Source organism: Agrobacterium sp. B1(2019) (assembly GCF_008274755.1).
Classification (GTDB): domain Bacteria; phylum Pseudomonadota; class Alphaproteobacteria; order Rhizobiales; family Rhizobiaceae; genus Agrobacterium; species Agrobacterium salinitolerans.
Genome location: NZ_VTPB01000002.1, coordinates 814,918 through 835,783, shown reverse-complemented (window position 1 = coordinate 835,783; position 20,866 = coordinate 814,918). Strand labels below are relative to the sequence as shown.

The 20,866-nt window shown below is 60.2% G+C and carries 25 protein-coding genes; 12 read left to right on the top strand and 13 right to left on the bottom strand.

Annotation, left to right across the window (positions count from 1 at the left end; genetic code table 11):
- Positions 1 to 217: 217 nt before the first annotated feature.
- The 5 genes from AGR1_RS18630 to AGR1_RS18610 all read right to left on the bottom strand — a co-directional run bounded on the left by AGR1_RS18630 (position 218) and on the right by AGR1_RS18610 (position 4,095).
- Positions 218 to 454 (bottom strand): sulfurtransferase TusA family protein, encoded by a 237-nt coding sequence (locus tag AGR1_RS18630; RefSeq protein ID WP_149147829.1) that lies wholly within the window; start codon positions 452 to 454, stop codon positions 218 to 220.
- Entirely contained in the window at positions 451 to 1,731 is a 1,281-nt protein-coding gene (locus tag AGR1_RS18625) for a murein L,D-transpeptidase family protein (RefSeq protein ID WP_149147828.1), read from the bottom strand. Before AGR1_RS18625 ends, AGR1_RS18630 begins: the two co-directional genes overlap by 4 nt.
- Positions 1,732 to 1,922: 191 nt before the next feature.
- Positions 1,923 to 2,876 (bottom strand): acetyl-CoA carboxylase carboxyltransferase subunit alpha, encoded by a 954-nt coding sequence (locus tag AGR1_RS18620; protein ID WP_080795101.1) that lies wholly within the window; start codon positions 2,874 to 2,876, stop codon positions 1,923 to 1,925.
- A 62-nt stretch (positions 2,877 to 2,938) separates the two neighbouring features.
- Complete coding sequence (gene xerD / locus AGR1_RS18615) at positions 2,939 to 3,925, bottom strand: site-specific tyrosine recombinase XerD (protein WP_080795102.1); 987 nt, start codon at positions 3,923 to 3,925, stop codon at positions 2,939 to 2,941.
- Positions 3,922 to 4,095, bottom strand: coding sequence for a histidine kinase (locus tag AGR1_RS18610; RefSeq protein ID WP_080795103.1), 174 nt, complete (start codon positions 4,093 to 4,095; stop codon positions 3,922 to 3,924). The genes xerD and AGR1_RS18610 overlap by 4 nt, the downstream gene beginning before the upstream one ends.
- Positions 4,096 to 4,283: 188 nt before the next feature.
- On the opposite strand from AGR1_RS18610, the gene AGR1_RS18600 reads away from it, so the two are divergent.
- Positions 4,284 to 4,865, top strand: coding sequence for a shikimate kinase (locus AGR1_RS18600; RefSeq protein WP_149147827.1), 582 nt, complete (start codon positions 4,284 to 4,286; stop codon positions 4,863 to 4,865).
- Between the two features lie 5 nt (positions 4,866 to 4,870).
- Positions 4,871 to 6,004 carry a 3-dehydroquinate synthase gene (aroB, locus tag AGR1_RS18595; protein WP_149147826.1) on the top strand — a complete coding sequence of 378 codons (1,134 nt, stop codon included), beginning with the start codon at positions 4,871 to 4,873 and terminating at the stop codon, positions 6,002 to 6,004.
- Positions 6,005 to 6,134: 130 nt separating this feature from the next.
- Here the strand turns inward: aroB and AGR1_RS18590 are convergent, their stop codons facing one another.
- On the bottom strand, positions 6,135 to 6,416 hold the full coding sequence (locus AGR1_RS18590) for a BolA family protein (RefSeq protein WP_080795110.1): 282 nt from the start codon (positions 6,414 to 6,416) through the stop codon (positions 6,135 to 6,137).
- 114 nt (positions 6,417 to 6,530) lie between these two features.
- Here AGR1_RS18590 and AGR1_RS18585 point away from each other — a divergent pair, with 114 nt between their 5' ends.
- The 4 genes from AGR1_RS18585 to AGR1_RS18570 all read left to right on the top strand — a co-directional run bounded on the left by AGR1_RS18585 (position 6,531) and on the right by AGR1_RS18570 (position 11,250).
- Positions 6,531 to 7,166 (top strand): J domain-containing protein, encoded by a 636-nt coding sequence (locus AGR1_RS18585; RefSeq protein WP_077985232.1) that lies wholly within the window; start codon positions 6,531 to 6,533, stop codon positions 7,164 to 7,166.
- Between the two features lie 68 nt (positions 7,167 to 7,234).
- Complete coding sequence (gene cobS / locus AGR1_RS18580) at positions 7,235 to 8,224, top strand: cobaltochelatase subunit CobS (protein ID WP_003523293.1); 990 nt, start codon at positions 7,235 to 7,237, stop codon at positions 8,222 to 8,224.
- A gap of 106 nt (positions 8,225 to 8,330) precedes the next feature.
- Complete coding sequence (gene cobT / locus AGR1_RS18575) at positions 8,331 to 10,235, top strand: cobaltochelatase subunit CobT (protein WP_080795112.1); 1,905 nt, start codon at positions 8,331 to 8,333, stop codon at positions 10,233 to 10,235.
- 37 nt (positions 10,236 to 10,272) lie between these two features.
- Entirely contained in the window at positions 10,273 to 11,250 is a 978-nt protein-coding gene (locus tag AGR1_RS18570; RefSeq protein WP_162927591.1) for an esterase-like activity of phytase family protein, read from the top strand.
- 2 nt (positions 11,251 to 11,252) lie between these two features.
- Here AGR1_RS18570 and AGR1_RS18565 read toward each other — a convergent pair whose 3' ends face one another.
- The 3 genes from AGR1_RS18565 to rpmB form a co-directional block, all read right to left on the bottom strand.
- Entirely contained in the window at positions 11,253 to 11,588 is a 336-nt protein-coding gene (locus tag AGR1_RS18565) for a pentapeptide repeat-containing protein (protein ID WP_149147825.1), read from the bottom strand.
- Positions 11,589 to 11,678: 90 nt separating this feature from the next.
- Positions 11,679 to 12,323, bottom strand: a complete 645-nt coding sequence (locus AGR1_RS18560; RefSeq protein ID WP_149147824.1) for a queuosine precursor transporter — start codon at positions 12,321 to 12,323, stop codon at positions 11,679 to 11,681.
- Positions 12,324 to 12,485: 162 nt separating this feature from the next.
- A complete protein-coding gene (gene rpmB, locus AGR1_RS18555; protein WP_003509888.1) occupies positions 12,486 to 12,776 on the bottom strand; it encodes a 50S ribosomal protein L28 in 291 nt (96 codons plus the stop codon).
- On the opposite strand from rpmB, the gene AGR1_RS18550 reads away from it, so the two are divergent.
- Together AGR1_RS18550 and AGR1_RS18545 are read left to right on the top strand one after the other, a co-directional pair.
- The gene (locus AGR1_RS18550) at positions 12,775 to 13,017 is read left to right on the top strand and encodes a hypothetical protein (protein ID WP_149147823.1); all 243 of its coding nucleotides are present in this window, start codon (positions 12,775 to 12,777) and stop codon (positions 13,015 to 13,017) included. The two genes, rpmB and AGR1_RS18550, sit on opposite strands and share 2 nt — an antisense overlap.
- Positions 13,018 to 13,029: 12 nt before the next feature.
- Complete coding sequence (locus AGR1_RS18545) at positions 13,030 to 13,803, top strand: DUF3108 domain-containing protein (RefSeq protein WP_080795115.1); 774 nt, start codon at positions 13,030 to 13,032, stop codon at positions 13,801 to 13,803.
- Positions 13,804 to 14,011: 208 nt separating this feature from the next.
- Here the strand turns inward: AGR1_RS18545 and AGR1_RS18540 are convergent, their stop codons facing one another.
- Entirely contained in the window at positions 14,012 to 14,452 is a 441-nt protein-coding gene (locus tag AGR1_RS18540) for a cupin domain-containing protein (protein ID WP_162927592.1), read from the bottom strand.
- A complete protein-coding gene (gene gloB / locus AGR1_RS18535; RefSeq protein WP_149147822.1) occupies positions 14,452 to 15,222 on the bottom strand; it encodes a hydroxyacylglutathione hydrolase in 771 nt (256 codons plus the stop codon). The genes AGR1_RS18540 and gloB overlap by 1 nt, the downstream gene beginning before the upstream one ends.
- 107 nt (positions 15,223 to 15,329) lie before the next feature.
- Here gloB and AGR1_RS18530 point away from each other — a divergent pair, with 107 nt between their 5' ends.
- The 3 genes from AGR1_RS18530 to AGR1_RS18520 all read left to right on the top strand — a co-directional run bounded on the left by AGR1_RS18530 (position 15,330) and on the right by AGR1_RS18520 (position 18,212).
- Positions 15,330 to 16,091 carry a class I SAM-dependent methyltransferase gene (locus AGR1_RS18530; RefSeq protein WP_149147821.1) on the top strand — a complete coding sequence of 254 codons (762 nt, stop codon included), beginning with the start codon at positions 15,330 to 15,332 and terminating at the stop codon, positions 16,089 to 16,091.
- A gap of 85 nt (positions 16,092 to 16,176) precedes the next feature.
- Positions 16,177 to 17,283: a histidinol-phosphate transaminase gene (hisC, locus tag AGR1_RS18525; RefSeq protein ID WP_149147820.1), complete on the top strand. Its 1,107-nt coding sequence runs from the start codon at positions 16,177 to 16,179 to the stop codon at positions 17,281 to 17,283.
- Positions 17,283 to 18,212 (top strand): prephenate/arogenate dehydrogenase family protein, encoded by a 930-nt coding sequence (locus tag AGR1_RS18520; protein ID WP_149147819.1) that lies wholly within the window; start codon positions 17,283 to 17,285, stop codon positions 18,210 to 18,212. Before hisC ends, AGR1_RS18520 begins: the two co-directional genes overlap by 1 nt.
- 171 nt (positions 18,213 to 18,383) lie before the next feature.
- On the opposite strand, the gene AGR1_RS18515 is transcribed toward AGR1_RS18520, so the two are convergent.
- Positions 18,384 to 19,385, bottom strand: coding sequence for a DUF2125 domain-containing protein (locus tag AGR1_RS18515; protein WP_149147818.1), 1,002 nt, complete (start codon positions 19,383 to 19,385; stop codon positions 18,384 to 18,386).
- 49 nt (positions 19,386 to 19,434) lie between these two features.
- Here AGR1_RS18515 and AGR1_RS18510 point away from each other — a divergent pair, with 49 nt between their 5' ends.
- Positions 19,435 to 19,986, top strand: a complete 552-nt coding sequence (locus AGR1_RS18510) for a gamma-glutamylcyclotransferase (protein WP_149147817.1) — start codon at positions 19,435 to 19,437, stop codon at positions 19,984 to 19,986.
- Here the strand turns inward: AGR1_RS18510 and AGR1_RS18505 are convergent.
- Positions 19,959 to 20,756, bottom strand: a complete 798-nt coding sequence (locus AGR1_RS18505; RefSeq protein WP_080795127.1) for a 1-acyl-sn-glycerol-3-phosphate acyltransferase — start codon at positions 20,754 to 20,756, stop codon at positions 19,959 to 19,961. The two genes, AGR1_RS18510 and AGR1_RS18505, sit on opposite strands and share 28 nt — an antisense overlap.
- Positions 20,757 to 20,866 lie beyond the last annotated feature (110 nt).

Below are 20,866 nucleotides of genomic sequence, written 5' to 3'. Positions count from 1 at the left end.
CGGTGGGTGTGGTTCACCCCCCTCTGTCCTGCCGGACATCTCCCCCTCAAGGGGGAGATCGACAAGCGGCTTGCTCCGAACATCTTTATGGGGACAGCAACCCGAAGTGCAGAGCTGGTGAGAAAACGAGCAGTCGCCGCAACTGATCTCCCCCTTGAGGGGGAGATGCCTGGCAGGGCAGAGGGGGTAAGCCCGGAGCGCCAGCATTGAACGCCGGCTACACGCCCTTCACAATCCGAAACCGATGCCCCTTTTCCAGCGCAGTGGTTTCCACCAGGCTATGCCCATCCTCATTGCACATATGCGCAATATCGATCACCGCCAGCGGATCGGTCGTCTCGACGGTCAGAACATCTCCCGCCTTCAGGGTTGCGAGTTTCTTGCGGCTTCTCAAAACCGGAAGGGGGCATTTAAGCCCCCTCAAATCATAAACGATCTCGGCTGTGTCGCTCATTCCTTGGCCCAGAATTTCCAGAACGGCTTCTTTTCCGGCGCTTCGGGCGCAGGTGCTGCGGAATAGGCAAGCGGGTTCATGGCCGGAACCGGGACGCTCTGCCCGGCTGCTGCGGGGGCAGCCGAGGCAACCATCGTCGGTGCTGCCGGGGCCGGGTTCGATTGCGGTGCCGTGGCGGGCTGGACAGCCGAAGGCCGTGGGCCGCGCAGGGAAGAGGCGGTTGCGGTCGTGGCCGGAGAGGACGACGTCACCTGCTGCGCCTTCTTTTCCATCAGTGCGGCATATTCCGTTTCCTTCATCAGCTTGCCGGCCTTCAGCGCCGAGCCAGTTGGGGCATAGGCGGGCTCGCGGCCCTTGCGCTTTTCGGCGACCAGCGCCTTGCGCTCGGCTTCGCTCGGGTCGTACCAGGCCATGCCGTCATATTTCTTCATCGCCTTTTCATAGGCGAGATCGTAGGTCTTCTCGTAGCTCGAGAGTGCGCTGACAAGCGCAGGCGGTGTGCTCATGGCCGGGCATTGGGCAGACGCGTTGAAGCTGCCGCCTTCCGTCTGCTGGTTGAAGACATATTTCTTCTCGCAGACATTCACTTCCGGCGGGCGCTTGGTTACTTCGAAATTGTCGTAACCGACCTTCAGCATCTTCCAGAATTCGAGATGTTCGCTCTTGCGATGGCGGGCCATGTTTTCCGCCGTCATGCGGAAGGGGAAGGCCTGCAGTTGCACTGTCTTCTGGCCGCCCTTGAAGGCGTCACGGGCAAAACCGTAGATTTCAAGAATCTGCGCGTCCGTCATCGAATAGCAGCCTGACGATGAGCAGGCGCCGTGGATCATAAGATTGGTGCCGCTACGGCCATTGGCGGCGTCGTAGCGGTTCGGAAAGCCGGTATTGATGGCGAGGTAATATTTCGAGTTCGGATTGAGATGCGCAGGGGTCAGGTTGTAGAAACCTTCCGGTGCCTGCCGGTCACCCTCTTTCACCTTGGGGCCGAGCTTTCCGGACCAGGCGCATATCTGGTATTCGGCGATTTTGTCGAAGCGGTTGTCGCGCTTGGCCTTCCAGATTTCCAGCGCGCCTTCTTCCTTGAATATGCGGATCATGATCGGCGAGGTGCGATCCATGCCCTTTTTGTCGATCTCGGCCAGGATGGACGGAGACAGCGGGTAATCGACCTTGTTCTTGATGTGGGACACATCGCGTTCGACGGTATCGAGCGTGTCGTTGCAACCGGCAAGAATGAGCGCAGTGCAGGCAAGAAGTGCAAAATGTGTCAAACGCATGATCTGATCCGAAAGACGATGGCACGAAACGGCGGCAGTTCTACACCGTCCCGTGTGTATTTTAAATACGGTATTAACCGTTTACATCTTCTTAACTCAAATCGGATTCGCCCCGCGGCCGCCGATACATCTTTTGATGTGACCGGACTATGGCCGAGTTGGGGCAATATCAAAGGAAAATAAGGCCGGACTTAGAGATTCCGCCCAATATCCAGGAATTTCTGGCGGCGTTCGGCGCGCAGCTGCGTGCCCGAGCGCTGGGAAAGATCGGCCAGAGCTGTGGCGATAACGTCACCCGTCGCGTTGATGACGGTTTCGGGAGCGCGATGCGCGCCGCCGATTGGCTCCGGAATGATTCCGTCGATGACGCCGAGCGACTTCAGATCTTCCGAGGTGATCTTCATGTTGGTCGCGGCTTCCTTGGCGCGGGTCGAATCGCGCCAGAGAATGGAGGCGGCGCCTTCCGGCGAGATCACCGAATAAATCGCATGTTCGAGCATATAGACGCGGTTGCCGGTAGCGATCGCGATTGCGCCGCCCGAGCCGCCTTCGCCGATGACGACGGAGACGATCGGCACCTTCACGTTGAGGCACATTTCCGTCGAGCGGGCGATGGCTTCGGCCTGGCCGCGCTCTTCCGCGCCGACGCCGGGATAGGCGCCTGCCGTATCGATGAGGGTGATCACCGGCAGCGAGAAACGGTCGGCCAGTTCGAGCACGCGGATCGCCTTGCGGTAACCTTCCGGGCGCGGGCTGCCGAAATTATGCTTCAGGCGGCTTTTGGTGTCGTTGCCCTTTTCCTGGCCGATGATGGCGACGGGCTGACCGTTAAAACGGGCAAGGCCAGCCTGAATGGCGGCGTCTTCGGAAAATTTGCGGTCGCCGGCGAGCGGCGTGAAATCCGTGAACAGCGCCTTGGCATAATCGACGAAATGCGGACGCTGCGGGTGACGCGCGACCTGCGTTTTCTGCCAGGCGTTCAGCTTGGAATAGATGTCCTGCATCGCGTCGTTGACACGCGATTCCAGGCGGTTGATCTCCTCCGAGGTGTCTATGCTCTCGTCTTCATCGGCAAGCTTCTTCAGCTCGATAATCTTGCCCTCAAGGTCCGAGATAGGTTTTTCGAAGTCGAGATAATTGTGCATGAGATCCGTTTCCGATCGTTTTGCGCAAGGTTTGACCGGATTATCCGGCGGTTCCGGTCGCTCTAATCAAGGTTTTTGCCCTGTTTGGCAAGGGGGTGATGTGTTTGTACCAGCTCTTGCAAGCGTTCTTCCAGCACATGTGTATAGATTTGTGTCGTGGAAATGTCGGAATGGCCGAGCAGTTCCTGTACCGCGCGCAAATCCGCACCGTTCTGCAAAAGGTGGCTGGCAAAGGCATGGCGCAGCACATGCGGCGATATCGCAGACGGGGTTAGGCCTGCACGGACGGCGATGTCCTTCAGGTCGCGGGCGAAGACCTGGCGGGGCAGGTGGCCTTCCTTGCTGCTGGAAGGAAACAGCCACGGGCTCTCCGTGACCTCTGCCTTTTTCGGCGCCTTGCTTTTCTCAGATGCAAGCGCCTTTCTGGCAGCCTCGTATTTTTCCATCGCCTCGATGGCGGCGCGGGAAAGAAGCACCATGCGGTCTTTGTTGCCCTTGCCGCGGATCATCAGGAAACGGCCTTCCTGACGCAGCACCTTGACCGGCAGCGAGACGAGTTCGCTGACACGCATGCCGGTGGCGTAAAGCAGTTCGAGCAGCAGGTGCATGCGGATGCGGGCAAGCTGGCCGGGACCGGATGTGGCGGCCTCCTGCGCCGCGAGGCCAAGGAGCCTGTTCACATCGGCGACGCTCATCGTTTTCGGTAAAGCGAGACCTTTCCTCGGCGCATCGATGATGCCGGTCGGGTCGTCGCCGCGCAGCCCTTCCGAATAGAGAAAACGATAGAATTGCCGCATGGTGGAAAGACGTCGCGCCTGTGAGGTGGCGGCAAAACCCTGAGCGGAAAGATGGGTCAGATAGGCGGAAAGGTCAGGCGTCTGGGCCTGCGTCAGGGACTGGCCGCGCTGACCAAGAAATTCGCGCAGATCGGAAAGATCGCGCTCATAGGAAGAGAGCGTGTTGGCGGCAGCCCCGCGTTCGGCGCTCATCATCTCCAGAAAACTTTCCAGCCGCGCACCGTCGCGTCCTGCCGTCGGCTGTCCGCTCATGGGGCGCGCCTTGCCGGTGCGGTCGACGGCGGGTTCAGTCGCTCGGAAGGGATGCGTACCGTCACTTCGCGGTCGCGCGGTTTGACGACCATGACGAGCAGAACCATGCCGCCATAGATCAGCCCCGCGATGGTCGCCAGTATCATCGTGAAGCGGAAGAGGGTGGGCATGGCGGCTCCGTGAAAGTGGCGGTCGAAATTTATATGCGGTGCGGCGAAAGCGGCGACAAGATCAAAATGCCCGCTACGCCCCATGCCGCATGCGGCGATGATTGTGATTCACCGCAATTCAGTCAGCAATTTGGCTTGACGCTTCGTAAACATTTGCAGATATCCATGCCAAACGGGCTTTCAAATCTATGAATGAAACGAATTTATCCGTCCCGGCCACACTCGGGGAGCAAGCGCGGGCAAAGCTCGGACGGCGCAACATCGTCTTCGTCGGGCTGATGGGGGCTGGAAAGTCGGCAGTGGGCCGCATGGTCGCCCAGCAGCTCAGAGTCCCTTTCATTGATACGGATGTCGAGATCGAGCGCGTGTCGCGCATGACGATATCGGAACTTTTCGCTACCTATGGCGAGGAAGAATTCCGGGCGCTGGAAACGCGGGTCATCAAGCGGCTGCTGCGCGGCGGCCCCAAGGTTATTTCCACCGGCGGCGGCGCTTTCATCAACGACAATACCCGTCGGCACATCACGCGCGGCGGCATTTCACTGTGGCTGAAGGCCGATCTCGAGGTGTTGTGGGAGAGGGTCAACAAGCGCGATCATCGCCCGCTTCTCAAGACCGAAAACCCCAAGGCCACGCTGGCGGCCCTGATGGAGAAACGCTATCCGATCTATGCAGAAGCGAATCTGACCATCGAATCCCGTGATGTCCGCAAGGAGATCATCGTGACCGAAGTGCTGACGGCTTTAGCCCGCCTCGAACAGAAAGACTGACCACCATGACGCCTTCCGAAATCCACGCCGATGAACGTCTCGTCCATGTGCCGCTTGGCGAGCGCGCCTATGACATTCTGATCGGGCCGGGCGTCATCGGCCGGGCGGGCGGCGAGATTTCGGCGCGGCTTAAGGGCAAACGCGCGGCGATCATTACCGACGAACATGTTGCGCCGCTTTACCTCGAAGGCCTGATGGATGGGTTGCAGACAGATGGCATCGAGGCCGTCTCGCTGACGTTGCCGGCTGGCGAAAAGACCAAGAGCTTCGAGCATCTGGTCACCGTCTGTGATGCGGTTCTGGCGGCGCGCGTGGAGCGTAACGATGCGGTGATCGCGCTCGGCGGCGGCGTGATCGGCGATCTCGCCGGTTTTGCAGCGGGCATCGTGCGCCGTGGCGTGCGCTTCGTGCAGATACCGACCTCGCTTCTGGCGCAGGTCGATTCTTCCGTCGGCGGCAAGACCGGCATCAACAGCCGCCATGGCAAGAACCTCCTTGGCGTTTTCCACCAGCCCGATCTGGTTCTGGCGGATACGGCGGTGCTGGATACGCTAAGCCCTCGGGAGTTCCGTGCCGGCTACGCCGAAGTCGTCAAATACGGCCTGATCGACAAGCCGGATTTCTTCTTCTGGCTGGAAAAGAACTGGGATGACATCCGCACCGGTGGCCCGGCCCGCATTCAGGCAATCGCAACCAGCTGTCAGGCCAAGGCAGATGTGGTGGTGGCCGATGAAAAAGAAAACGGCGTGCGCGCCCTTCTGAACCTTGGTCACACCTTCGGTCACGCACTGGAGGCGGCGACGAATTACGACAGCAAACGGCTGGTGCACGGCGAAGGCGTCGCCATCGGCATGGTGCTGGCCCACCAGTTCTCCGCCCGCCTGAACCTTGCGAGCCCTGACGATGCCGCCCGCGTCGAGGCGCATCTGAAGGCTGTCGGGTTGCCGACAACTATGAAGGATATTCCCGGCGAATTGCCGCCGGTCGAAACACTGATGGCCGCGATCGCACAGGACAAGAAGGTCAAGGGCGGCAAGCTCACCTTCATCCTCACCCACGGCATAGGCCAGTCTTTCGTGGCTGATGATGTGGCGTCGTCGGAGGTGCAGTCGTTCCTGTCGGAGAAGCATCCGGGATGAGATGTTGAGCGATACGGTGAGGGCGCCCCCTCATCGCTTCGCTTCGCTCCGGCACTTCTCCCCGGCCGGGGAGAAGGTGGCCCGAAGGGCCGGATGAGGAGGCTTGCTCTCGGCTGATGGCAATCTTTACTTAAAACCGCACCGCTTCCCCCGGTGCCGCCGCCTCTATCGCCAGCGCATGCAGCCCGGCGTCGAGTTCCGGCTTCAAAACAGCGTTTATCGCCCGGTGGCGTTCGACGCGAGACTTGCCGGAAAAGGTTTCCGACACTATCTGAACACGCATATGCGTTTCGCCCGTACCGGTTATATCCGGCTGGTGGCCGGCATGCATCTGGCTTTCATCGACCACCCTCAGGCGCTGCGGTGAAAAGCTTTCCCTAAGCTTGGTTTCTATGCGCTCTCGCAGAGACATTCGAAGGGCTCCAATTCTGTTTGCAGGTCTTTAAGGGGGCTCCCTAAAAGCCTGTAACATTCCACTTTGTCAATTCTTGTTGTGCGGCTTTTCGCACCCCATAATCAGGGCATCATGAAACTGGATTCGAAATATTTCGACCGCATCCGCACGCGCCGGAAAAGGGAGCGGGAACCTGAGGTTCAGGCCCCAACCTGCCAGTGGGACGGATGCGACAAGCCGGGCGTTCACCGGGCACCTGTCGGCCGCAATGCCGAGGGGCAATTCTTCCTGTTCTGTTTTGAGCACGTGAAGGAATACAACAAGGGCTATAATTACTTTTCCGGCCTCTCCGACAGCGAAATTGCCCGTTACCAGAAGGAAGCGATCACCGGCCATCGCCCCACCTGGACGGTGGGCGTGAATAAGACTGCGCGCGACAGCCCGCTGCATTCCACGTTGCGCTCCGGCTCGGCCAGCGGCAACGCGCGTATTCGCGATCCTTTCGGCTTTACCGGCGGTTTTGCCGGCGGAGGAAGGGCCGGCGGCACGCGCATGCAACAGGACCGCAAGCTGAAGACGCTGGAGGCAAAAGCCTTCGATACGCTCGGTCTTCCGTCCAGCGCAAAGCAGGAAGACATAAAAAGGCGTTATAAGGAGCTTGTCAAAAAGCACCATCCTGATGCTAATGGTGGCGATCGTGGTTCGGAAGAACGTTTTCGGGCTGTTGTTCAAGCATATCAATTGTTAAAGCAGTCAGGTTTCTGCTAAGCCAACTTACGTGTTTACCGCCTGATTGATGATGTGGCCGGGTGGCTGCCGCCCGCCTTGGAGACGTGATGAGCAAAATCGACCTTGATATTTCCAACCTGCCCGACACGACGGTGTCCGTGCGGGAGGTTTTCGGCATTGATACGGATCTGCGGGTTCCCGCCTATTCCCAGGGCGACGCCTATGTGCCTGACCTTGATCCCGACTATCTTTTCGACCGCGACACAACGCTCGCGATCCTTGCCGGTTTTGCTCACAACCGACGTGTCATGGTCTCCGGTTTCCACGGCACCGGTAAATCCACCCATATCGAGCAGGTGGCTGCCCGCCTGAACTGGCCCTGCGTGCGCGTCAACCTCGACAGCCATGTCAGCCGTATCGACCTCGTCGGCAAGGACGCCATCGTTCTCAAAGACGGCAAGCAGGTTACCGAATTCAAGGACGGCATCCTTCCCTGGGCTTATCAGCACAATGTCGCGCTGGTCTTCGATGAATATGACGCCGGCCGCCCGGATGTGATGTTCGTCATTCAGCGCGTGCTGGAATCCTCCGGCCGCCTGACCCTGCTCGACCAGAGCCGCGTCATCCGTCCTCACCCGGCCTTCCGCATTTTCGCGACCGCCAACACCGTCGGCCTTGGCGATACGACCGGCCTTTACCACGGCACGCAGCAGATCAACCAGGCGCAGATGGACCGCTGGTCCATCGTCACCACGCTGAACTACCTGCCGCACGAGCAGGAAGTGAACATCATTGCCGCGAAGGTGAAGAGCTTCGACAATCCGAAGGGCCGTGAAACCGTCTCCAAGATGGTGCGTGTGGCCGATCTCACGCGTTCGGCCTTCATCAATGGCGATCTGTCCACGGTCATGAGCCCGCGTACCGTCATCACCTGGGCGGAAAATGCGGAAATCTTCGGCGATCTCGCCTTTGCCTTCCGCGTGACCTTCCTCAACAAGTGCGACGAGCTGGAGCGCACGCTGGTTGCCGAACAGTATCAGCGGGCCTTTGGCGTCGAGCTGAAGGAAAGCGCTGCGAACATCGTTCTCAGCGCCTGATCGTCCCCGGCTTGTCCGGAGACGATTTCGATGACTTGAAGACGCTGGCAGACTGCGCGCATATCGATGGGCGGTCTCCACGCGTCGGCAAATGACAGGAAAGACAATGGCAGGGCGCGGCGACAATTCCAGAGCAAAACCGGGTACGGCGGTCGATACGGAGCCGTTGCGTCAGGCCATTGCCGGATGCGTGCGATCCGTCGCTGGCGATGCCGAAGTTGAGGTCGTCTTCGCCAATGAGCGGCCGGGCCTTGCCGGTGAGCGCATGCGCCTGCCGGAAATTTCCAAGAAACCGACAGCGCAGGAAATCGCCATCACCCGCGGCCTCGGCGATTCCATGGCGCTGCGCCTTGCCTGCCATGATGCAGACACCCATGCGGTCATGTCGCCGCAGGGCGCCGAAGCGCGGCTGATCTTCGATGCTGTCGAACAGGCGCGCGTGGAATCGATCGGCGCGCTGCGCATGCCCGGCATGGCTTCCAACATCCATGCCATGAACACCGAAAAATACGCCAAGGCCAACTTCGCCGGCATCACCAACAAGGACGATGCGCCACTTGCAGAAGCTGTGGCGCTTCTGGTGCGCGAGAAGCTGACGGGTGAGAAGCCGCCGGAAAGCGCCGGCAAGGTTGTCGATCTGTGGCGCGATTTCATCGAGGACAAAGCCGCCGGCGACCTCAAGGATCTCTCCAGCGTCATCACGGACCAGAAGGCGTTTTCGCGGCTGGTGCGCAAGATGCTGACCTCCATGCAGATGGCGGAGGATTTCGGCGACGAGGATAACGAGCCCGAGAGCCAGGAAGCGGAATCCAACGAGGACCAGCCGCGCACCAACGAGACGGAAGAAGAGCAGGTCGAGGAAGAGGCCGGCTCCGACGCGACGCCCGCCGATGAAAACGAGGCCTCGCAGGAGGAAATGGAAGAAGGCGAGATGGACGGCGCCGAGATGTCGGACGAGGAAATGTCCGACGATCTCGACGAGGATTCCGAGACACCCGGCGAGACCCGTCGTCCCAACAGCCCCTTCGACGACTTTAATGAAAAGGTCGATTACCGCATCTTCACCCAGGAATTCGACGAGGAAATTCACGCCGAGGAACTGTGCGACGAGGCGGAACTCGACCGTCTGCGCGCCTTCCTCGACAAGCAACTCGCTCATCTTCAGGGCGCCGTCGGACGGCTGGCGAACCGGTTGCAGCGCCGCCTGATGGCGCAGCAGAACCGTTCCTGGGACTTCGATCTGGAAGAGGGCTATCTCGATCCGGCCCGCCTCGTCAGGCTTATTATCGATCCTATGCAGCCGCTTTCCTTCAAGAAAGAACGCGACACCAAGTTCCGCGATACCGTGGTTTCGCTCGTCATCGACAATTCCGGTTCGATGCGCGGCCGTCCCATTACCGTGGCTGCCACCTGCGCCGATATTCTCGCGCGCACGCTGGAGCGCTCGGGCGTGAAGGTGGAGATTCTGGGCTTTACCACCAAAGCCTGGAAGGGCGGGCAATCGCGTGAACAATGGCTCGCCAATGGCAAGCCGGCGTCGCCGGGCCGTCTCAACGATCTGCGCCATATCATCTACAAATCGGCGGACGCTCCGTGGCGGCGCGCGCGGCGCAATCTCGGCCTGATGATGCGTGAGGGACTGCTCAAAGAAAACATCGACGGTGAAGCGCTGATGTGGGCGCATAACCGCCTGATCGGCCGCCCCGAGCAGCGCAAGATCATGATGATGATCTCGGACGGAGCGCCGGTGGACGATTCGACCCTGTCGGTCAATCCGGGCAATTATCTGGAGCGGCACCTGCGCGCGGTCATCGAGCAGATTGAAACGCGTTCGCCGGTGGAACTGCTGGCAATCGGTATCGGCCACGATGTGACGCGCTATTATCGCCGCGCCGTGACCATCGTGGATGCGGACGAACTGGCCGGCGCGATGACCGAGCAGCTTGCGGCGCTCTTTGAGGATACGAGCGGCGCTTCCGGTTCGTCCCGCAGGGTTCGCCGTGCGGGATAAGCGGGGTAGGGCGTCTTCCCTCTGCAAAACCCTTGCGATGGCCGCCATTCTGGCGGCCGCATCGCTGTTCCCGGTTTCCATCGGCGCTTCCACCATCGACGTGCCGGTGAGCGCTCGTCTCCTCTCCTCTTTCGAGGTCGGCACCAGCGAAAAACGTTTCGGCAAGCTGGAATTTGTCGGCGGCATGGTGATGAGCGCGCCGGAAAAGCTGTTCGGGGCGATATCCTCCATCCGTTTCCGCCCCAATGGGGAGGACTTCGTTGCGGTGCTGGATACCGGCCATTGGCTGACGGGCAGGGTCTTGCGTGACGCTCGCGGTGCTTTGTCCGGGCTTGCCGATGCCCGCATCACCCCCATGCTGGACATGAGCGGGCGCGAACCGCCGCGCAAGATGGAGATGGATGCGGAAGGGCTGGCGCTGCGCGACGGCAAGGTGTTCGTCAGTTACGAGCAGCGACACAGGATCGATATCTATCCCGATCCGGGCTTCGCCACCGCAAAGCCGCTCGACCGCTTGCCATATCTCATCCCCAGCAACGAGTTGCGCCATAATGGCGGCCTGGAGGCTCTCGCGGTATCGCCGGCCGATTCGCCGCTCGACGGCGCTCTGGTCGTCGTGGCTGAAAAAAGTATCGATACGGACGGCAATCTTCTCGCCGCCATATTGGAAGGCCCGCTGAAGGGCACATTCGCCGTCACGCATCATCCGTCATTCGACGTGACGGACGGTGCGTTCCTGCCCAATGGCGACCTGCTGCTTCTTGAGCGCCGCTTCAATTTCGCCGAAGGCGTGGGTATGCGCATCCGTCGTATCCGTGGTGCCGATATCCGGCCGGGTGCTGTGGTGGATGGCGAAATCCTCATGGAAGCCGGCATGGCCTACCAGATCGACAATATGGAAGGCATGGATGTGGTGAAGGGGCCGGATGGCTCGACGCGCCTCATCATCGTTTCCGATGACAATCACTCGTTCCTCCAGCGCAACCTGATGCTGGAATTCAAGCTGGTGGAGTAAAATCAGGCCTGCTGCTGTGCCGCCTTGTAGGCTGCCATCAGGTCCTCGAAGGGAATGCCGTCGATCTTCATGCCGGTCATTCGGCATGACGTTATCTGCGCACCCGACAGGTTTGAGTTGCTCAGTTTCAGACCGGAAAAATTGACGTCATCGATCGACCAGCCGGACATGTTGTTATCCGTGAACGACGCACCTGACAAATTGATATTGTTGAAGCTCGCCCCGGAAAGATTGACATTGTCGAAGACCGTGCCGGATAGATTGACGTCGTTGAAGGTTGAGCCTGAAAGCGTGGCGCTGACAGCCTCCACGATGTCTATAACGTCCTTGATCTGCATGTCGACCTGCCTCCGCGCTGTGCCACGGACGACAGACTGCAATGCTGACGGCTGGCTTGCAAGCGCGATTTGATCCGCGCTTGCCCGGCCTCAAACGCGGCCGGTGTTGACGGCGTCCGGCATCGGCTTCAGCGTGTTCATCAGCGCGCCGTAGGGCAGGAGCATGACGAGGCCGACGAGAACCTTCACCGACAGATCGCCCAGCGCCCAGGAAATCCACCGAGGGGCTTCCAGAGCGAAAACGCCGAGCAGCGGCGCGCTTTCGATGGCGAAGGCGTCGTTGGGGCCGACAAAGGAGAAGCTCGCGGCAAAGGCGATGGAGAAGAACAGGGCCGTATCCAGCACCGATCCCAGCATCGAGCCCGCGAGTGGCGCATGCCACCAGCGCTGGCGGCGCAGGCGGTTGAACACGGAAATATCCAGTAACTGGCCGATCAGATAGGCGGTGCCGGACGCAACAGCGATGCGCGGAATGGATGTCCAGAAGGACAGCGTGACACCGACGACGAAGCCGGCAAGCACGACGCGACGTGCGATGGACGGGCCGAACTGGCGGTTGGTGAGGTCGGTGACGAGGAAGGCGATCGGATAGGTGAAGGCGCCCCAGGTTAGAAGGTCGCCGAGATTAACGCCGAACAACGAGCCGGAAAGCGGGTATTGCACCAGAATATTGGACGCGACGACCACCAAAGTCATCAGCAGAACATAAATAAGCGTAAAGCGCAGATAGGGCATTTTTTTATCCTGGGTGATGCCACCAGTTGGAGCCAAGCATCGGAGGAAAACATCTCAAACGGTTTTCGCAAAACCCGATGCAACTAAAATCTGGAACAAACAAAAGGCTTGAGCGGCAAAGCCATTCAAGCCTTCTGAATTCAGATGATGTCGAAACCGCTATTAAGCAGCTTCGGCCGTCTTCTTGGCGATCTGGCGGCGCAGGAGACGGGCGCGCATGCTCAGTTCGTTTTCGCCGGACTTCAGAAGGAAGGCATCGAGGCCGCCACGGTGTTCAACGGAGCGCAGAGCGGCTGCGGAAACACGCAGGCGGAAACGCTGGCCGAGAGCATCGGAGATCAACGTGACCTGGCAGAGGTTCGGAAGGAACCGGCGCTTGGTCTTGTTGTTGGCGTGGCTGACGTTGTTGCCCGTCTGGACGCCCTTGCCGGTCAATTCGCATACACGGGACATGGGTACACCTATTTCGTTTCGTCTGTTTCACCACTGGCTCGCCACCGGCAAAACCGGGGTGGCAATCCAACTGGCCATGATTGGAAAGTTGCGGTTCTATAGTCAGACGGGACTTAACAGTCAAGCCGCCCGCGAGCAAATCAAAGGAAATTCCGGCGTTTTTCAACCGGCATCCGCTTTTTTATTGCCACAAGTCAGCGTATATGATCGCCCGATAAGGCCGCTTCCGCGCCTCTTTTAAGGTGATATCGAAATGATTGCCAGAGGAAAAAGCATTTTCGTGGCCGCGACAATAGCGTTAACGGGCGTCTCCCCCTCGCTCGCCGCCGAAGCGCGCCACACAAGCGAATACAGCATCAATCTCGGCATTTTGCCGATTGCCAGGGCGAGTTTCTCGACTCGCATGGATGGGCCGAATTATTCGATCTCCGGTTCCTTCAGCGCCGCCGGCCTCGCCAGCATCCTCAAGGATATTTCCGGCAAGACGACCGTTTCCGGCGCCAAGCGCGGCCACCGGCTGCAGGCCAACGAATATTCGCTGGTCTACAAGGACGGCAAGCGGGTACGCACCTATGACGTTGTCTATCGCAACGGCAACGTCACATCGACGACAGTGAAACCCGAGCCGAAAGCCCGACCGGACAACTGGGTTGACGTGAAAGACCGCGACCTGCGCTCGGTTCTCGATCCGATTTCCGGCCTCATCATTCCAGCCGGCGGCCGCATCTGCCCGACTCGCCTGCCGATCTATGACGGCGAATCGCGGCTCGATCTGGTTTTGAGCTCCAGCGGAACCAGGCCGTTCAAGACCAACGGTTTTAGCGGCGACGCCATCGTCTGCAAGGCGCGGTATGTGCCGAAGTCGGGTTACAGGCAGGGGCGCAAGGATATCGAATATCTGAAATCCATCTCCATGGAGATCTGGTTCGCCAAGTCGAACAACATGGATGTCTATGCGCCTGTTTACGCCATCATTCCGACCCGGGTGGGGCAGGTCTATATCACAGCCACGAAATACGGCGGCTGACCAAAGCTGGCGGTGGCGTAAGAAAAATAAACGTTGCGGCGTATTTTCTTCTCCCCGGCGGGGAGAAGGTGGCCCGAAGGGTCGGATGAGGGGGCTACGCCAGCGATAGACCGCACCCTTGCCCCCTCATCCCGCTGCCGCGGACTTCTCCCCGGCGGGGAGAAGAAACTTGTGGCAATCACTCACCCCACAGGCGATTGCTGTAGGCTCAGGGCGCATCACCCGGCGACCAGCCCGGCTCTGCCATAACGAAGCTCGAAAAGGCAAAGCCCGGCGAGACGGTGCAGCCGACGAGCGTGAAGTCGCCTCGGCTTTCGGCCGATTGCCAGCAATTGGCGGGAACGATGACCTGCGGGCGCTCGCCTTCCAGAATGGCGGGGCCGAGCGTAAAGGTCTGCACTTCCCGGCCGTCCTGCGAAAGATGCAGCGCAATCGGCGCGCCGGCATAATAGTGCCAGACCTCGACCGCATCGGTGACCCGGTGCCAGTGCGAGCGGTCGCCCTTTTCCAGGAGATAATAGATTGCCGTCGAATGACCGCGCTCACCGCCTGCCTTGTCGCGGAACGTCTGGTGGTAAAAACCGCCCTCGGGATGCGGCTCCAGCCCCAGTTCGCGAATGATCGCCTGCGCCGATATCTCCGTTCCCATCAGAAATTGTCCTTGCGTGTGCGGATTTCTGCGAAAACATCGGCATCGGTGGCGCTTTCAAGGCCGAGATATTTGCGAATGCCGGCATCGGCCACCCGCATATAGGGGTTGGTCTGTTTTTCGAGCCCGATGGTGGTGGGAATGGTGAATTCATTCGCCTGCCGCACCTTTTCGATGTGGGCCGCGCGCTCGCTCAGTACAGCATTTTCCGGGTCGACGGTGAGGGCGAAACGGGCGTTCGTCAGTGTATATTCATGGCCGAAATAAACCTTGGTCTCATCCGGCAGCGCCATGAGCTTCTGGAAGGAATGCCACATATCCGCCGCCGGACGTTCGAACAGGCGGCCGCAACCCATGGCAAACAGCGTATCGGCGGCAAACAGCAGCCCGTCATCGGGCAGATAATAACAGATATGGCCTGCCGTATGTCCGGGCGTGGCGATAACCTGAACGCGGCGGCCGGCGAATTCGAACACGTCGCCATCCGCCTGCGAACGGTCGAGGCCCGGAATCGCAACCGCTTCGTCATAGGGGCCGTGAATTTCGCAGCGGAACCTGTCTTTCAGGGCTAGATTGGCTTCCACATGGTCCTGATGGTGATGAGTGGTCAAGATATGGGTGAGCTTCCAGCCGTGGCCCTCGAGCGCCCGCAGGATAGGCCCTTCTTCCGGGGCGTCTATGGTGGCCGTCGCGCCGCTTTCAGGATCGTGCAGGAGCACCCCGAAATTGTCGCTGCGGCAAAGAAAGACGTCTATTTCCAAAGGTTTCATCTTTATCCTCTCCATTTGCCGGTCAAAACCGGCGCATTCGCCCGCCTGCTTTCCTATGTAAGGGCAGACGCCTTGAAGTCCAACCGCCTGATGCTACATTCTCGCCCATGAATACCGATATCGTCGATCTGCGCGAATTCTATCATTCTCCGCTCGGCCGCGCGGCCGAGCAGGCGATCACCATGGCGCTTTCGACGCTGTGGCCGCCTTTGCCGGAAGAGCGGCTGGTCGGCCTTGGTTACGCCGTGCCGTTTCTGGAGCGGTTCCGTCGCGATACGGAGCGCACCTTCGCCTTCATGCCGGCGGGGCAGGGGGCTGTGAACTGGCCGGCGGGCGAGCTGTCTTCCACGGCGCTGGTCTTCGACGAGGAACTGCCGCTGCCTGATTCGTCGATAGACCGGGTCTTGATGGTGCATGCGCTGGAATTTGCCGAAAATCCGCGTGAAAGTTTAAAGGAGCTGTGGCGGGTGCTGGCGCCGGGCGGTCGCCTGGTGATTGTGGTGCCAAACCGGCGCGGCGTCTGGGCGCGCATGGAACATACGCCTTTCGGTTCCGGAAGGCCCTATTCACGCGGACAGCTGACGGCGCTCTTGCGCGAAACCAATTTCACACCGGGCGCCTCCGCCGAGGCGCTGTTCTTCCCGCCCACCACAAGCCGGCCGATACTGAAATTCCGCCGTTATCTTGAACATACCGGCCGCCGGCTTTGGCCGCTGTTTTCCGGTGTCATCGTAGTGGAAGCGCAAAAGCGTCTCTATCAAGGGCTGCCAGTCACCCAGCGCGCCTCGCGCCGGGTTTTCGTGCCGGTTCTCGCGCCGCAGGGGGTGCCCACCACCCGCACTGCCGCAAGCCAAGGAAAGCCGCGCTGACCCTCGACAAAGCGCCCATTCCGGTCTAATGCCTCCGGCATTGCTCCTGCCGGGTTCTCCGGCGCTTTTCCAAAGGTCGATCAAAATGAGTGCAGAGCTTAGCCAACCTGTTCCGCGTCCGGGTATTCTGGATATCGCCGCTTATGTTCCGGGCAAGGAACATGTGGACGGCGTCGCGAAGGTTTATAAGCTCTCCTCCAATGAAACGCCGCTTGGGCCGAGCCCGAACGCGATAGAGGCTTTCAGCACGGCGGCCAGCCATCTGGAAATCTATCCGGACGGTCAGGCGATCGCGCTGCGTCAGGCGATTGCCGACGTGTACGGTCTCAACATTGCGAACATCATGTGCGGCAACGGTTCGGACGAGCTTCTCGGCCTGCTTTGCCACGTCTATCTCGGCGCGGGCGATGAGGCGATCATCACCGAACACGGTTTCCTCGTGTACAAGATCCAGATCATGGGCGCGGGTGCCACCCCGGTGACGGTGAAGGAAAAGGATTGCGTGGTGGATGTGGATGCGATCCTCGCCGCCGTGACGCCGAAGACCAAGATGGTTTTCGTTGCCAATCCGGGCAATCCCACCGGCACATATGTTCCCGTCGCGGAAATCCGCCGCCTGCAGGCCGGCCTGCCGAAACATGTCGTGCTGGTGCTGGATGCGGCCTATGCCGAATATGTTCGCAAGAATGATTACGAGGCCGGTCTTGAGCTGGTCTCCGGCAACCGCAACGTGGTGATGACCCGCACCTTCTCCAAGGTATACGGCCTTGCCGCCCTGCGCGTCGGCTGGATGTATGGCCCTGCCGCCGTCATCGATGCGCTGAATCGCGTGCGCGGGCCGTTCAACATGAGCGCGCCGGCTATCGCGGCGGGCGCTGCGGCCATCCGCGATCAGGCCTTCGTAGAGAAGGCCGTGGCGCATAACACGCTGTGGATGGAAAAGCTGGTCACGACCTTTACCGGCCTTGGCCTCACCGTCACGCCTTCGGTCACCAACTTCATCCTCATCCATTTCCCGGATGAGGACGGCAAGCGCGCGGCGGATGCGGACGAGTTCCTGAGCAGCCGCGGTTATATTCTGCGTGCGGTACGTGGTTACGGTTTCCCGAATGCACTGAGAATGACCGTCGGCTCGGAAGAGGCCAATCTCGGCGTCATCGCAGCCCTCACCGAGTTCATGGGGCAGGCGTGATGGCTGAGATCATGTTCGAACGCATCGCGCTGATCGGCATCGGCCTGATCGGCTCGTCGATTGCCCGCGATGTCAGGGAACTGGGGCTTGCCCGCCATGTGACCATTTCCACCCGCAGCAAAGACACGCTGAAACGGGCGGAGGAACTGGCGCTTGGCACGGATTACACCGTTTCGGCGGCGCAAGCGGTCACGGATGCCGATCTCGTCATCGTCTCGGTGCCGGTCGGAGCGTCAGAAAGCGTGGCGCAGCAGATCGCGCCGCATCTGAAGCCGGGCGCAATCGTCACCGATGTCGGCTCCACCAAGGCCTCGGTCATCGCGCAGATGGCACCGCATATGCCTGACAACGTGCATTTCATTCCCGGCCATCCGCTGGCGGGTACGGAAAAATCCGGCCCGGACGCCGGTTTTGCAGGTCTCTTCCGTGATCGCTGGTGCATCTTCACGCCGCTGCAGGGCACGGATGCCGAGGCTCTGGGAAGGCTGAAGGATTTCTGGCGGGCGCTGGGTTCCCGCGTGGATGAGATGGATGCCGAACATCACGACAAGGTCTTGGCGATCGTGTCGCATCTGCCGCACATCATCGCTTACAATATCGTCGGCACGGCGGACGATCTGGAGACGGTGACCGAATCGGAAGTCATCAAATATTCCGCCTCCGGTTTCCGCGATTTCACCCGTCTCGCCGCCTCCGATCCCACCATGTGGCGGGATGTCTGCCTGCATAACAAGGATGCGATCCTTGAGATGCTGGCGCGGTTTTCCGAAGACCTGGCATCCCTGCAAAGGGCGATCCGCTGGGGGGAGGGCGACAAGCTGTTCGAGCTGTTTTCCCGCACCCGCGCCATCCGCCGCTCTATCGTGCAGGCGGGCCAGGATGTCGACGCACCGGACTTCGGCCGTCACGCGCTGGACCAGAAGAAATAAATCGCATTTAGCTTGGGTCGTGATGGGATTTGATCCGGCCCGTCGCGCCCGCCGGCAAAGTGCCAAAGCCTCCCCGGCGTCATCCTCGGGCTTGACCCGAGGATCCACGATCCGACGCGCCATGGATCCTCGGGTCAAGCCCGAGGATGACGCCGAGTATAAATCAATCCTTCAGATCGGCGGAATTTTGCCGAGCGGAATAAAGCCGCTGACCGTGGCGCGGCCACGATCCACAACGAGATCGACGGATGCCCGGTCACCGCCGCCGGCGAGCGCGCCGAGCAGTTTGCGGGCCGTATCGATGGTGGATTGCAACTGCGGGAAAACCTGCTTGGCATTGTCCGACCATGCGCCGAGCTTTTCGACTTCCAGCTTGAACTTGCCCGAAAGATAGCCCTCATTGTCGAAGGAGAAGGGGCCGCTGATGCGCATGGTTCGGCCTTCGCCTATATCTGCCACCAGCCGGCGAAGCTCGCCGCTCGCGCCATAAAGGCCCGATCTGTCGCTGCCATCCACCATGCCCGCCTTGCCGGCAAGGGTGACATCGGCAATGGCGTTGAGGCGCGGCAGAAGCTGCGGCCAGTCCTTGATAACGGTTGTGGAGTCGGTGAGCGTGATGGCCCCGTCGAGATCCGCGCCGTTCTGGCGCAGATGCATTTCCGTTTTTACCGCGTCGAAATCGATGGTCTGGCCGGTGACGGAAGAAGCCGCCTGCGCCTTCAGCCCGTCGATGACGAGCGAGCTGCGGTCGATGCCCTTCAGCTTGGTGACGATGCTGGACTGCATGTTCTGCCAGGCGGCTGAGATCGTCAGACCATGGGCGGAACGGATTTCCGCCGGCGAATCGAGTTCCCAGACGATGTGGCCGGGATTATAGACCTGCGCCGCCGAGCGAAGTTCGCCGAAGGAAGCGGAAACGCCGTTCTCCTTGTCATCCACTGTCACCCTGGAGCAGAAGAGACCGATGCGGAAGGGATAACCCTTGAAGGCGATATCGCCGCATTCGCCGCTGACGTTGCGGGCCTGCGAGGGGGCAATGACGTTTAGAACCGTCTGTTTCAGCCTATCGGCGGCGTAAAACCACCCGGCGGTATAAAGTCCGATGACCACGAGGATGGCGATGGCGAGCCAGAGGATTTTTTTTGCGGTGCCGGATTGGCTTGACGCTGCCATATTGATCTCCGATGAACAGACTTCAGACAATTTCGATTTGGCTTGGGATATGGACGATTTTTGGGTCTTTGGCTACGGTTCGTTGATGTGGAACCCCGGCTTCGCCTTTGAAGAGCGGCAGCAGGCGCGGCTGCACGGGTATCGGCGCTCACTCTGCATCAGTTCCAATTTTTACAGGGGCACCGAAGAAAAGCCCGGTCTCGTTCTCGGTCTGGAGCGCGGCGGCTCCTGCCTTGGCGTCGCTTTCCGCGTGCGTGGAGAGGACCGGGAGCCGGTCATGGTCTATCTGCGCGAGCGCGAACTGGTGACGAATGTCTATAAGGAGCGACTGGTTTCCATCGCGCTCTCCGATGGCAGGCGCAGCAGCGCCGTAACCTATGTGGCCGATCCCGCGCATGAGCAATATATCGGCGGCCTCGGCGTTGCCGAATCGGCGACCATCGTCGCAGCCGCATCGGGCCGTTCCGGGCCGAATACGGATTATGTCTTCAACACCGTGCAGCATCTGCAGGAGATGGGCATTCGCGATTCCCTGCTGGAGAGCATCGCCAAAAATGTCGGCACGCTCGCTGCTCAGCCGGCGGCGGTTTCCTTGTCCTGAAGTTCGGCGATCCGCTTCACGGCGGTCGGCGGCAGCGGCAAATGCGGGTTGTTGCGCACGGTTTCCAGCAGCAACTCGTCGCTCGCCTTTTCCGTCACATCGATCAGGCGCTTGAAGAACACGTCCGGATCCAGCCCTGGCTCGATGGCGGGCAGGATACGCACCTTGAAATGGCCGGGATAACGCATGGTGGACCGGCGCGGCCAGAACAGGCCGGGATGCATGGCGACGGGAATGACCGGAACCTGAAGGTCCCGGTAAAGCCTTGCGATGCCATAACGATATTCAGGCTCCGCACCCGGCGGGCGGCGTGTGCCTTCCGGATAGATGATGAGTTCGCGGCCGGCGGCCATTTCCTCTTTCGCCCGCTCCATCACCTTCAGCATCACCTTGCCACGCGCGGCGCGGTTGACCGGGATCATGCGCTGTTTCATGGCGTACCAGCCGAACAGCGGAATCCACAAAAGCTCGCGCTTCAGAATATAGACCGGATCGGGAAGATTGGGCAGCAGCGCGTAGGTATCCCAGAAGGACTGGTGCTTGGGCGCGAAGATGCAGCCGGTTTCGGGAATGTTTTCCAGCCCTTCGATCTCGAAGGTGGTGCCGACGATGGTTTTCATCAGCCAGTGGTTGGATCGCGCCCAATTCTTGGGAATTTCGTAGGCGATCTTGCGCGGCAGGATGAAATAGATCGGCGTCAGCACGATCATGCGGACAATCAGGTTGAGATAAAACAGCGTATTGAAAAGAAAAGAGCGCAGCTTGAGCATCAACAGCCTTCCCGGAGCGCAGCCGTTCCGAAGCCGTGCATATGCCTCGATACCGGATGCCGATGCCAGACGCCTACACGAAAACAAGGGGCCGCAGCAAGCGCGTTCTC

Excerpts from the sequence above, each read along its gene's own strand:
- AGR1_RS18630 (WP_149147829.1), bottom strand. The coding sequence starts at position 454 with ATGAGCGACACAGCCGAGATCGTTTATGATTTGAGGGGGCTTAAATGC.
- AGR1_RS18625 (WP_149147828.1), bottom strand. The coding sequence starts at position 1,731 with ATGCGTTTGACACATTTTGCACTTCTTGCCTGCACTGCGCTCATTCTT.
- AGR1_RS18620 (WP_080795101.1), bottom strand. The coding sequence starts at position 2,876 with ATGCACAATTATCTCGACTTCGAAAAACCTATCTCGGACCTTGAGGGC.
- xerD (WP_080795102.1), bottom strand. The coding sequence starts at position 3,925 with ATGAGCGGACAGCCGACGGCAGGACGCGACGGTGCGCGGCTGGAAAGT.
- AGR1_RS18610 (WP_080795103.1), bottom strand. The coding sequence starts at position 4,095 with ATGCCCACCCTCTTCCGCTTCACGATGATACTGGCGACCATCGCGGGG.
- AGR1_RS18600 (WP_149147827.1), top strand. The coding sequence starts at position 4,284 with ATGAATGAAACGAATTTATCCGTCCCGGCCACACTCGGGGAGCAAGCG.
- aroB (WP_149147826.1), top strand. The coding sequence starts at position 4,871 with ATGACGCCTTCCGAAATCCACGCCGATGAACGTCTCGTCCATGTGCCG.
- AGR1_RS18590 (WP_080795110.1), bottom strand. The coding sequence starts at position 6,416 with ATGTCTCTGCGAGAGCGCATAGAAACCAAGCTTAGGGAAAGCTTTTCA.
- AGR1_RS18585 (WP_077985232.1), top strand. The coding sequence starts at position 6,531 with ATGAAACTGGATTCGAAATATTTCGACCGCATCCGCACGCGCCGGAAA.
- cobS (WP_003523293.1), top strand. The coding sequence starts at position 7,235 with ATGAGCAAAATCGACCTTGATATTTCCAACCTGCCCGACACGACGGTG.
- cobT (WP_080795112.1), top strand. The coding sequence starts at position 8,331 with ATGGCAGGGCGCGGCGACAATTCCAGAGCAAAACCGGGTACGGCGGTC.
- AGR1_RS18570 (WP_162927591.1), top strand. The coding sequence starts at position 10,273 with ATGGCCGCCATTCTGGCGGCCGCATCGCTGTTCCCGGTTTCCATCGGC.
- AGR1_RS18565 (WP_149147825.1), bottom strand. The coding sequence starts at position 11,588 with ATGCAGATCAAGGACGTTATAGACATCGTGGAGGCTGTCAGCGCCACG.
- AGR1_RS18560 (WP_149147824.1), bottom strand. The coding sequence starts at position 12,323 with ATGCCCTATCTGCGCTTTACGCTTATTTATGTTCTGCTGATGACTTTG.
- AGR1_RS18550 (WP_149147823.1), top strand. The coding sequence starts at position 12,775 with ATGGGTACACCTATTTCGTTTCGTCTGTTTCACCACTGGCTCGCCACC.
- rpmB (WP_003509888.1), bottom strand. The coding sequence starts at position 12,776 with ATGTCCCGTGTATGCGAATTGACCGGCAAGGGCGTCCAGACGGGCAAC.
- AGR1_RS18545 (WP_080795115.1), top strand. The coding sequence starts at position 13,030 with ATGATTGCCAGAGGAAAAAGCATTTTCGTGGCCGCGACAATAGCGTTA.
- AGR1_RS18540 (WP_162927592.1), bottom strand. The coding sequence starts at position 14,452 with ATGGGAACGGAGATATCGGCGCAGGCGATCATTCGCGAACTGGGGCTG.
- gloB (WP_149147822.1), bottom strand. The coding sequence starts at position 15,222 with ATGAAACCTTTGGAAATAGACGTCTTTCTTTGCCGCAGCGACAATTTC.
- AGR1_RS18530 (WP_149147821.1), top strand. The coding sequence starts at position 15,330 with ATGAATACCGATATCGTCGATCTGCGCGAATTCTATCATTCTCCGCTC.
- hisC (WP_149147820.1), top strand. The coding sequence starts at position 16,177 with ATGAGTGCAGAGCTTAGCCAACCTGTTCCGCGTCCGGGTATTCTGGAT.
- AGR1_RS18520 (WP_149147819.1), top strand. The coding sequence starts at position 17,283 with ATGGCTGAGATCATGTTCGAACGCATCGCGCTGATCGGCATCGGCCTG.
- AGR1_RS18515 (WP_149147818.1), bottom strand. The coding sequence starts at position 19,385 with ATGGCAGCGTCAAGCCAATCCGGCACCGCAAAAAAAATCCTCTGGCTC.
- AGR1_RS18510 (WP_149147817.1), top strand. The coding sequence starts at position 19,435 with ATGGACGATTTTTGGGTCTTTGGCTACGGTTCGTTGATGTGGAACCCC.
- AGR1_RS18505 (WP_080795127.1), bottom strand. The coding sequence starts at position 20,756 with ATGCTCAAGCTGCGCTCTTTTCTTTTCAATACGCTGTTTTATCTCAAC.